At 41.1% G+C, this 12,602-nt stretch carries 4 protein-coding genes; 2 read left to right on the top strand and 2 right to left on the bottom strand.

The window, feature by feature from the left end; all coding sequences use genetic code 11:
• Window positions 1–83 precede the first annotated feature (83 nt).
• Window positions 84–1,103, top strand: coding sequence for a LacI family DNA-binding transcriptional regulator (locus H5200_RS04525; protein ID WP_145239108.1), 1,020 nt, complete (start codon window positions 84–86; stop codon window positions 1,101–1,103).
• 640 nt (window positions 1,104–1,743) lie between these two features.
• Here the strand turns inward: H5200_RS04525 and H5200_RS04520 are convergent.
• Both H5200_RS04520 and H5200_RS04515 read right to left on the bottom strand, forming a co-directional pair.
• The gene (locus H5200_RS04520; RefSeq protein WP_182761033.1) at window positions 1,744–7,914 is read right to left on the bottom strand and encodes a pectinesterase family protein; all 6,171 of its coding nucleotides are present in this window, start codon (window positions 7,912–7,914) and stop codon (window positions 1,744–1,746) included.
• A 78-nt stretch (window positions 7,915–7,992) separates the two neighbouring features.
• A complete protein-coding gene (locus H5200_RS04515) occupies window positions 7,993–10,956 on the bottom strand; it encodes a TonB-dependent receptor (protein WP_182761032.1) in 2,964 nt (987 codons plus the stop codon).
• A 190-nt stretch (window positions 10,957–11,146) separates the two neighbouring features.
• On the opposite strand from H5200_RS04515, the gene H5200_RS04510 reads away from it, so the two are divergent.
• A complete protein-coding gene (locus tag H5200_RS04510) occupies window positions 11,147–12,574 on the top strand; it encodes a polysaccharide lyase family 1 protein (RefSeq protein ID WP_182761031.1) in 1,428 nt (475 codons plus the stop codon).
• Window positions 12,575–12,602: the final 28 nt, after the last annotated feature.

The following is a 12,602-nucleotide window of genomic DNA, read 5'->3' as shown; positions in this document are numbered from 1 at the left end:
AATGTATAACAAGAGCTGACTAACTACTTCTATGGATCTACGGTTAGTGTTAAACTTTGCAATCATCCTAAATAGGAACTTTTATGTCAGTAACGATTAATGATGTAGCTAAGCTGTGTGGTGTTTCAAAGCGCACAGTTTCACGTGTGATCAACCGCTCTCCCGCTGTGGGTGAAGCGACGCGAGAGCGAGTGCTTAAAATTATCAGCGAAGTTGGTTTTTCTCCTGACAAACAAGCTCGGGGGCTGGCATCAAGTCGTTCTTACTTATTAGGTTTAATTTATGATAACCCCGATGCATTGTATATTGATCAGGTGCAACGAGGTGCATTAAGCGTCTGCTCTGAACTTGGCTATGAATTGGTTGTTCATCCTAGTTACTCTAAAAGTGCTGAATTTATTGACGATTGCCTGTCATTTATCTCTCGCTCTAAGCTTGATGGCGTGATTATTTTACCGCCAGTATCTGAAAACAAAGAGTTGGCTGCAGCAATTCGTGAAGCAGGTTGTCCTTATGTGCGCTTAGCATCGGTAGATTTAGATGATGCTGATAATATTGTGGTCTCAGACGAACGCGCAGCAATGAAAGAAATGGCCAGCTACTTGGTTGAACTTGGTCATAAAGACATTGGTTTTATTTCTGGACCGCAAGTTTATCGTTCTTCAATCGAACGCTTAGCTGGATTTTTAGCTGAACTGCAACAATGTAATGTGCAACTGCCTGGAAATCGTATTATTGAAGGCAAAAATAGTTACGAAAGTGGTATTGAGTGCGCTATGACATTGTTAAGCACTGAACCAAGACCAACGGCCATTGTTGCTAACAACGACGAAATGGCGGCTGGGGTGTTACGGGTTGCCAGTAATTTAAACATCAAAGTACCAGAACAGCTATCAGTAGCAGGTTTTGATGATAATATTTTGGCTTCACGGATCATTCCATCGCTAACGACTATTCGAAGACCTGTACAAAATATGGCATGTTTAGCGGTGCAAAAACTCATCAATAAAAGCCAATCGACACAAAGTGAAAAAATTAAATTAGATGACGTAGTCACTCCTTATTTAGTGAAGCGTGAATCTACTAACAGATGCGCTAAATAGTACCGATTACCCCCCTCATAATAACCTTTTTGTTACAGACATATAAAGCGCCTAACTGACAGTAGGGCGCTTACTTCTATCCGTAATCCAATATACTTTTTTGATTTAATTAATGAGTTAATTAAATTTGAGGAGCACCTTTGATAAAATAGCATGAAATATCGCTGTTAAACGAAACGGCCGATATGCTGCCTAAAGGATAAAATGCATAGCGCTCGTTTTTAATATCTGGAACATTTTGAGCGCTGTAAGCCCCGGCTGATATCAATTGTATTAAGTTACTGACCATTTATAGCGACAGATAAATACAGTGATAACAAGGCAGAAATTTTGATAGGGAGTTCTTGGCAATTACTCCTGCATTGCTCTACCTCCTGCATCTATGCAGTCGTACTTGAAAAATTACTAACTCAATTTAATAACGTTAACTTCATGCCCTAGGGTAATCCCCCCATTTTTAATGGAGGCTAGCTCTTTAACCGCAGCGCCTGTTAATCTCTTTGTGAATTATTAACTTGAAGATTTTGTTGCGCAAAGAGAAAGGAATGATATGGATAAAAAAATACCCTTGCTGTGCGGGGCAAGGGTATTGGTAACTATCAAATTGTCTTAAAGCAGCGCTTGGCTGCTCTCATTACAACTACTGAATGGTTATCTCATCCAATGTGATAGTTGCTTCACTTTCCGTTCTGAGAGTGATGAATGAGGTTGCTGTGGCTACCAACCCATCGACGGTGTACGTTTGACCAGGGACGAGCTCTTCAAGTTTTACTGAATAAAACTTTGAAGAGCCGCCATGGATCGAATTAGCGCTACCTGAGGTATTGTTATCTACATATATTTGGAAGCTTTTTGCGGTGTTACCTGCTACAGCCGCGACTTTAAAGCTCACTTGATAGTTGTTACTTAAATCAAGTAGACCCGTTGTGCTTGCATCCGCTGAGGTGGTATTCACCGCAGGGGTGGTATTGGCAATGCTAATACGTGCACCTGTCATGGTTAGTTGCCCAGCGGATACATCGATTGTGCCAGTGACACGATGAAACAGCGGGGTCCCCGTACCCGCTAAACCTGATAGGTCGCGGTAGCTATTACTAAAAAATTCGTCAGCATTTGCTGCGGCAAAATTTTCAGTAAATGGTAAACCAAGCGGCTGTTGCACAGGTGGCTCACTTGGCGCTGCAATGTCTGGGATGTCTAAATCGCTTTGATCTATTTTACCAATACCGGCATGGGCAATAACATGCGCTTTAACGTCCATTACTGGAGTTAACTTATACTCGTAAGGTGCTTGGTATGAGCTGGTGGGTGTCATACCTGTAGCAGTAACCTCTGCTGCCACATCGCCGTCAGCCACATCACCCCAAGTAACGCCTTCACCTAGGTAGTTACCAGAGGTATTCCAATAACCAATTACTTTTGAGTAAAAAGAGACCACAGGATTTTTAGTATGCTCAAAGTAGTTATTCTCAATATGTAGCTCTGCGCCCATTCGTGAGTTAATCGCGCTAGAGGTGATATTGTTATAATAGTTGTTGAATATATGGCCTAGACCAAATCTAAACAACGGAACACGCGATATGATGTTTTCAAAGCGGTTATGGTGAAAGGTAATATGACGATTCTTGTTGCTGCTCGAGTCATCATCACTGTGACCATGGAGTGACGTTTTCCAGCTATCGTGAATATAGTTATATGAAATGGTAATGTTTTCAGCACCCGATTTAGAATCGATTAAACCATCATAATAATCTTGATCAACATTTAACGATGAATAGAGTTCGTTATGATCAATCCAGATATTCGCGGTAGGTTTATTTTCATCACCTTCAATCGAAATACCATCTTTACCGCCGGTAAGTACTTCATGGATTTTTAAGTTTTGGATAATGATGTTATTAGCACGACGAATAGCAATGCCGATACCACTTAGCTCACCACGATCTGCCACACCAATGATTGAGATATTATCCATATCTTTAATTTCGATAGAAGAATTATCGCCGCCACTGTTTGCATCAGTAATGACACCGTCGACATAAATAGTCACTGGAACACCTGATGATTTTGCTTGTGCTAAAGCCGATTTAAGCGCTGTGCCATTATCAACGGTCACGACTGTTCCACCTTCGCCAGCGGTTAGGTTAAAATTGTAACCAGCAAAACCCAGACTATTATTCACCGGTGTAATTGCAATTGGCTCATCTGGCAAGATTGGGATTGCTAGTGGTTCAGGTGTCCAACCTTGGCCATCATTAAAGCTTGCAAAAATAGCATTACGCTCAAGTAAGTTAACCACGTCGCTGTCTTGCATAATGTAACCGCCAACACGGGCACTTAAATCAAGGGCATTACCTGCTAAATCCATGCTGCCATACTCGCGCCAGCCACTGGTAGCCGTTGCAATTTCTGGATTTGGTGCAGGTTGACTGTTAACACCTTGCACAGCCCAACCTGAGGTTGCAATGTGGGTATCAAACTTATTATTGATAAGCGTTATGTTATCGAAATATGTGTCACTGCCACCACTGCGTGCAATATAGGTTGAATTATCTAACACATCATTGCCAATTGGTCCTGGGCCATGAGTAAAACTACTGTTTAAAAAGATAAAGCCAGGATCTGTTTGCACAGGTACGCGTGCTTGTAATACATAGCCTCCAGAGGTGTCTTGCGTTGGGTCATTGTCTTTAGAGTCACCTATAGTGCGTATTTCACTGCTTTCAAATAATGCGGTAACTGGGTAGCCCCAAATAAAGTCAACATTACCAGCAACTAAGCTGTTGTAGAACCAGCTATAACCTTTCAGTAATAGGGTATCTTGTTCGCTAATAAAGCTGGCATTATTAGCCACTAAACGACCATTACTATTAAAGTAAATTGTTTCAGCTTGGTTTGAATCAACCTTGTTACGCAAATGCGTGTTTTTCAATGTTAGGTTGTTGATCACTAACATATCCGCACCTTCAACTAAGAATACACCACGACCGCCACCCGGTGTGCCAGAACCTACAGGCGCACTGCCACCTGAGCCACCATTGAGTGTTTCGAAGTTTTCGTACTGAATAATAGTATTGTCTTGGCTTTGCCCTTGTATAGTTACGTTATTTTTATTACGTAAGAATAGCAGTTCATTATATACACCATCTTTGACTGAAATGGTGGTTTGCTCATCTTTAGCAAGATTTGCCATTGCAAAGTTAAGTGCACCTTGCACGGTTCTAAAGTCAGCTACACCGTCATCATCAACCAATAGTTGATTGCTTGCCGGCGTTGTCACTTTAGTGGTGAACGTCCATTGGCTATTATCACCGAGGCCAATAAAATCAGTACCGTTGAGTTGTGCGCCTAATACCACACCATCACCAATGACAACACGATAAGTATGGCCATATTCAAGCACATTATTATGCGGTTTAATGGTTAAGGTATTGCCTTCAATTGTGAGCGGGTAGTAGTACACAGAGCGGACTTTATCCTGGCCGGTGTAGCCTATCACATCGACATTTTTACCCACTTTGAGGGTATCAACTAGGGTGTTGTCGTTTTGCTTATAAATACGAACTTCACCTAAACTACCAAAGGTAGGGGCGTTATCAAAAGTAAGCGATAATTGGGTATCAACAAATTGGTTATCGCTAGCAATCGCTGGCATTACTTTAGCTGTTAAATCACCATAGTCAGCAGTTGGCATAACAAAGCCTTCTGCAACAGAGACTTTAATAGTACGGGTAATACTTGGGTCTGAATCCGATACAAATGTGATCGTTGCATCGCCTGCAGCAATCGGTGTAAGGGTGATCGTATTTGCATCGATTGTAACGCTCACCACTGCTTCATTGCTTGAAGTGACCGTGTAGGTGTCGGCTGTGATACCGTCGTTTTTAATCGCTGTAACGTTGATCAACAATGGATCCATACTGGTACTTGTGTCCCAATTAGGCTCTTTGTAATCAAGGGTTAACTGAATTGGCTTGATACTAGGGTCGCCCACTTTTACATCATCAATTTCAAACGAACGATTATTCGTAAACACACCAATTAAGCCACGCGCTGTATAGCTGGTATCAGTCGCAGAGCCCATTTTCTCACCATCTAAGTATACGGTAAGTTGATCATCAATCATCTCAAATCGAGTGGTGTACCAAACGCCGTCTTCTGTAGCGCCTTTTTCACCGAGTAAGATTGGTGATTTTGTTTGCACTGGACGCGCAATCGACCCTTCGCTACTAACGGCAACCTCCACTTGCGTACTGCTTGATGAGTTTTGCACATTTAAGCCACCGGCGTACCAATTACCGGAATTTAAATAGCGTGCCATCAAAAAGATCTGCTTATTGGCCGTGGTAGAGTTCTGGCGCGGGCGAATTTTCGCTTCAACAAAGTAGTTACCTGTCGAAGGCACGTTTGCCATAGCTTCTTCAGTGGCTAAAATTAGCTCGCCCCCAGCACCGCCTGCGGTGTATCGCATCATGTTATTACCCATGATATCAAGTACATCAAACTCACCCATTGGGGCTTCAGTGTTATCTGGCTTGGCTAAAATTTGCCAATTATTTAAATCACCATTGGCAAAGTCATCACAAAAATACAGTTCAGGTGCATCCGTGCAGCTAAATACAGATGGATCTTTAACATACTCAACTCTGAGGTTATTGATAACCACAGTGCCGCCTGTTTCGGTACGTAACTGTAAAAATGAGTTTTTAGTCGCAAGCTTTCCGGGTACTGTTAAAGTTTGACCAGCAGTAAGCGAGTTGATCAATTCATTATAAAAACGTGAGTCATTACCATGGATTGATTTAGAACTGCTTGATGAGTTGTTATCCACATAAATTTGGAATTTATTATCACCTTCAGGGTCACTTATACTGACAATATCCATCACCACTTGATAAGGACGAGACAAATCCAGCGCTCCACTGGTGGTGGTATCCGTTGCTGCTGTTTCAATACCTGGGGTGGTGTTACCTAATGTGAAACGACCTCCATTGAGTTCTAATCCAGTATCAATCACAGTGACTGAGCCGCCTGTTTTGCTAAACATGGGGATTTCATCGCCGTTTGCATCAATAATTTTTTGATGATCAACAGAGAAAATATCCGCAGTAAGTGCGGTAAAGTCAGTGGTAATTGGTAATTCTACTGTTGGGATCTCACCTTCCACAGGAGGATCAATCGGTGGTTCAACCGGTGGTTCAACATCTGGTACGTCGGTTGCCACTGTTTCAATGGTTAAGTTATCAATGACAATCATTGCCGCTGAATCAGTGCGTATTTGGAAATATGAATTTTTAATCTCAGGATTTAAAATACCGCGGGCATCGACATGAGTCAGATCAGGGCCAGTATTTACATCTTCGCCTGGAATGTAGGTATATGAAAACCGTTGACCTGCAGGGGTGTTGGTTTCGTTTATGTCTTTACCATAAAACTTTGAAGCACCGCCATGCACTGAATTACTTTGACTGGCAGTATTATTATCAACATAAAGCGATAATCCACCAGCACTATTATGAGAAACAACATCAAAGCTAATGGTAAACCCTTCGCTTAAATTATAAATCCCCACACCTGAGCTATCAGTCGCTGTTGATTCTTTGCCGGGCAGGGTATTACCGATGGTAATACGGTCGCCTTCAAGAATTAGTTGGCCTGCTACATCGTCAATTTTTGCACTACCGCCACTTTTAAAATATAACGGGCCGCTGCCTTGCTCATCCGATAAGCTTTTATAGCTCGATGAGAAAAATGTTTCAGTGTCAGTATCAAACTCTTCAATTAAGGCTAAACCAGCTTGCTGAGCTAAATCGTTGAGTTTGATTAACTCTTCTTGAGCTTGTTGTTCGGAGAACACTAAAATATTGTTTTTAGTATCATCATTACTATCACAAGTAAGCACCAGTGTTGCCAGTGCGCTTGCATCGCTGGTGGCACAAACACTGTAGGTGTTATTAACCGTATTATGCGAACGAGAGATTATATACTCAGTGGTAGCAGACTCGCCCTCAACTGAGGTCAGTGCAAGTACACGGTTACCGAATAAAAACGAATAATTGCCTATTACTGTTTCGTTACCATCCACTACTTGGCTGAATGTTCCACTAAGGTTTGCTTCATCAACGGGCGTTAATATCAACTGTGCAATACTTGCCTCACTGCCTTGTACTAACGGGTTATACAATGTTCCGCTAAAATCGGCAGTATTAAATGCTAAAGGTTGTGTGCTGTTGTATTGCTTAAAAATAAAATCAACAAAGTGCACAATCGCTTGATCAGCTGGAATTAAGGTATTATTAGCTGAGCCTGCATCAGCGAGCCACGCATTAACGTTTGCCTCAAACTCATCGCTACTAAAATAGTCCGTAATCGTTTGTCCTTCGGCTAAAGTCATAACGGCTGCTTGTGCTGCTTGCTCGCTGATGGTGATGCCATTGCTAGGATCACCATCAACATCTAGTGACTGTAATAAACGCAAACTATTAATAACAGCAGGATGAAACACGGTATCTGTCGAAAATAAAGCAAGTGGAGTTAATACATTGGCGGCAGAGACCGTAGGGAAGGTAAGTGCACCAATTGAGAAATCGATAGCTTCACCTCTAAAGTAATCGAATTGTCCATTTGCGTTTGTTACACCATTGCTTATTGATGGGCTGTTGTAGGTTAAACCAGCAACAGGGCTGTCAACAAATACCCCTTGCACTGGTGGTAACGGGGCTTCTTTGACATTGATAGAACTATCTTCACCGCAGCCTGCTAAGATCGCGGTGATCAGCAAACACGATGGTATTTTTATTGTATTATTCATGCATCCCTCCAAGGATGAAAGCGCGTCATTAACGCGTTAATTGTGTGTGAAATTAACGTTTTTCATTATTAGTAGCTGTTAATAAAATTTATAATTCATACCTAACTGGAACGTACGACCATAATCTTCACGTTGATAGAGGATTTCACCACCGGATAAATCATTACCTTTGAAATAACGTAAATCTGCTTCATCGGTTAAGTTAATCGCGTCAAAATACACGCTGAGGCTTTTCGTAAAATCATATTTCACTTTCATATCAAAGGTTAAGATATCGTCTTGGTATATATCAGCCCATGACTTACAGGTATGTGGGTCTGATACAGAAGCTGATACGGGACAAGAGCCAACCTCTTCAAGGATATCTGAGCGGTAATTACTAATTAGGCGTAACGAGAAAGTCTCATCTTCCCAACCAACAGCAATGTTACCGGTGATATCTGCTTGGCCTGGTAGCTGCATTTTGTCTTGACGAATAGTGGCGTCGAGTTCGGCTTCACTTTTTACAAAGGTCATATTACTTTGCCAAAACAAGCCATTTTCGAAGAACTGATTGTAACTAAGCTCAATCCCGTAGACTGTGGCTTTATCACCATTGAGGGTGATATCAACCTGATTTAGAGCAAGATCTTGAGGAATTGCAAAATCAGATACTTGGTTTACAGGTAAAGTAAGCGGGAGCTCATCTATGCTCATTTGAATACCGGTGACATCGACGATGAAGTTATCAATATTTTTGTAAAATACTGCAGCTTCCATAAATAACTCTTTTGATGGATACCAGCCAAACGAAGCGTCAAAGTTATCCGAAGTCATTGCCACCAAATTTGGGTTACCTACTTGTAACGCATTGTCTGGCCCTAAAATATAGCCTTGTAAATCAATTGCGCTTTGTCCATCTGGTGAGTTGTAGCATTCATTAGTCGTTGGATCACATAAACTAATATCACTATCAAAACGCGCATAACCACGCGCTTGCTTAAACGAAGGGCGGGTATAACTAGTCCACAGTGATGTACGAACCAACATTTCAGGATTTGGTTCGTAGCGTATATGCATACTTGGGAAAAATTCACTGTAGGTAATGGATGCCTCAGGTAAAGGTACCGAAATATCTAAGGTGTGATCACCGCCAAAATTCCAATCATCATTTGATAATGACATATAACCGGTTGATGAAAATTCGGTATGTGCATAGCGTACACCGGTAATAACACTGACCTGCTCTGATAGCTGCAGCTCAGTCATAATATAAGCTGCGTAGGTATCTTCGTATAAGGTATAGTCTTCTTTGGTGCTGTCAATTGATACCTCGCCACCGGTGGCACTGTCGCGCGTAATTTTAGTTGAGTCAACTATGTACTCAAGGTCTTCGTTGCTAACAAAAGGATAGGTAAATAAGCCACCCTCAGGCACAGCGAAGTTATAATCTGTAACATTTGAGTTGGCGACGGTAATACAGGTTTCATCTGTGCCACAGTCCAGTGGATTTATTGCATAGCTCCAGCGATCTTTATCACGGAAGTGTTCGCGTTCGTTATAAGTGCCACCAATTTTAATGAAATTCAGGTACTCAAAATCAAAGTCTTTTTGTAAGTTTAGCTTGATACTGGTGACTTCGTCTGTTCGGACACTGTCTTCCATAAATAAGTTGTCGTATTCCATATTTGATAAATCGCTGATATCACCATCGGCTTCACCGGCAAAAACATCATTATCTGGATCTAACGCAAAACCACCTAGGGCAGCAGCTTCTTCAGGAGTTAGCACCTGTGCAACAATATTGTTTTTAGTTGCTTGACCGTAAACGATATTCTCACGCTCACGAAACTGAACTCGGCGATCCCCCACTGATTTATCATCTGTTTTTGAATACGCATATTCATAATCTACGCGTAAAGTGTCGGTAATATAGTTTTCACCACCGATACTGTAATTGGTTGTAGTCGTTTCACCTTCCTGAATGAAAAATTGGTTATAAATATCGATATCAGACAGCGCAAACTCTTTTGTATCAGCATTTACATAAATAATTTCATCGGCTTGGTCGCCATTATAAAAGTTATAAAACTCTCTTTGTGCAACGTCATCATCAGTGTAATTAGAGTAGTTACCTCGTATGTAATAAAAACTGTCTGCGGTTGGCTTAAACTCAACATTTAAAGTTGCGGTGGTACGTGTTCGATCAGCAATTTCACGGCGGTTTTCGAGTTGCGCGGGGATCAATATTTCTGGTGCAACACCTAATTGCTCTTCACTGAGGCCAATGCCACCTTGTAAAAAGTTTAATTCTCGAGTGCTATGATGGCGTACCTCATCTACTTGAGTTTTCCTATCTTCATAAGAAAGTGCAAAACCAACGCCTATTTTTTCGTCTAAGAATAGCTGTGTGCCATCAAGGCTAAACTTTGGCGAGTGTTCTTCTCTGAGTTCACTGTATGAATCTTGCAGCTTCATTTTTAGGGTGTTTTTGCCACGGTCATATGCTGAGATAGCTTTGACGTTTACTGCGCCACCTATCGAATTTAGATTCATATCAGGGGTAAGGGTTTTAAATACTTCAATGGCTCCTAATGAATCACTAGTGATACCATCAAGGCCAATTTTACGTTCATCACCCGCACCAGATAGTTCTGCACCATTCATGCTCACCGATACGAATTTAGGACCTAACCCCCGTACTGCAATGTATTTTCCTTCACCTTCACTGCGCTCTAAAGTGACACCAGGAATACGGCGTAATGACTCTGCGACATTTTGATCAACAAAGTTACCCATATCATCCGTAGCAATCACTGAGCTAAACGCTTTAGCATCGCGCTCCATGGCACGTGCTTTTAAATCTGCTTGATAAACGCCTGTTACAGCAATGATTTCAATATCATCTTCAGCTTCTACGGTTTTTTTAGCTGCTGTTATTTCGGCGTTTGTTGTTGGTTTGTCACTTTCTACCTTTGGCTGTACAGGATCAGCTGTTTGCGCATAAAGTGGCATAGCTACCATTAATGCTGCTGCGATCGTGCTTAATCTCATGCTCTTCATCTTTGTTCCTTTTTCAGGCTTATAATTGTGTGTGCAAGATATGCGATTCCCGTTGATTCAAATCCCAACTTGCCACCGGTGGCAAAATGGAATAACATGAAGTTAACACTGTATTAATGAAACTGTCAATTTACATATTGACAATTTTTTATTTTAACCAGCATTAAAAACGAAATAGCCAAGGAACATTATGCAAGTTCTGAAGAATAATAATTTAAACTATCTCAATATCGTAATACTAAGCATCATTACTGTGTTGACGGTTTTTGTTTCGACTAATTTATACGCTGCACAAGTCAATACAACATTGGCTTTTCCAACGGCAAAAGGATTTGGTAAATACGCAACAGGGGGAGTTAATGGCACGCTTTATAGAGTGACTACATTGGAAGATAATTTAGATAAACCGCAACCAGGCAGCCTTCGCTATGCAATTGTGCAAAAACATCCTCGCACTGTCGTATTTGCGGTATCAGGTGTGATCAAATTGGCAGGGGAACTTAAAATATCACATGGTAATATAACCATCGCGGGGCAAACTTCGCCAGGTGGGATTGCCATTGTTGGTGCTCCTGTGACGGTCTCATCCGCAGATAATGTGATTATCCGCTATATGCGCTTTCGCTTAGGTACATTTGGCTATGCTGATGATTCATTAACGGTGCGTAACAGTGAGAATGTCATTATTGATCATTGTTCATTGAGTTGGTCAGTGGATGAAACTGCGAGTTTCTATAATAACCGTAACTTTACATTACAAAATTCCATTATTTCACATAGTTTAAGCCATTCAATTCACCCTAAAGGCGATCATGGCTATGGTGGCATTTGGGGCGGGGCAAATGCGAGCTTTATTAATAATATAATTGCCAATCATGCCAGTAGAACGCCTAGGCTCAATGGTCATAGACTTAAATCACCGTATGCACAAGATGAAGAGTTTGTTGAGCTTATCAATAATATTATTTTTAACTGGGGACATAATAATGTTTATGGATCAGAAAATGGTCGTTTTAACTTGATCAACAATTATTATAAACCAGGTAAAGCAAGTAAGATCATGCAGTTTGCTGATATTTGGTATTCCCCAGAGATCAAAGAAAATCAGGCATATATTATGGGAAATGTACTTGAGAATAACCCACAACTGACTGAGCATAATTATTTAGGTGTAAATTATCGCAAAGCAGTCAAAGCAAAACGCACTATCAGTGATGAAAATAGCCAGTGGTTAAGTGATAAACCAATCATTACATCACCCATGCAAACAACCATGGTTTATGTTAGTGCAAAGCAAGCATTTAGTGATGCCATTAAAGGGCAACATATAGGAGCAAGTCGTAATGCACATGGCTATTTCCATGACAGTATTGATACGCTTGTTTATCAACAGCTCGCTGATAGTGTCGCGATAAAGAAAAATGGTTTGATTGATCATGAGTTTGAGCTAATTGGTAATTGGGATGCATATAAACAGGAATTTACAGGGGTTCCTGCAATCGTTGATGCTAATGAAGATGGTGTTGCGGATGATTGGTTCAAACAGCATCAGCTGCAATTAAAAAATGCAACTACAGCGCAGGTTTTGCAGCAGTACTTAAATTCGCTTAGCGACTAACAAAGAAAGCCTTGATGACTTAAAATAA

The organism is Pseudoalteromonas sp. SG43-7 (genome assembly GCF_014164295.1).
In the GTDB taxonomy this organism is placed as follows: Bacteria; Pseudomonadota; Gammaproteobacteria; order Enterobacterales; family Alteromonadaceae; genus Pseudoalteromonas; species Pseudoalteromonas rhizosphaerae.
The sequence above is the reverse complement of the archived record's forward strand: the minus strand, read 5'-3'. Positions and strand labels throughout refer to the sequence as shown.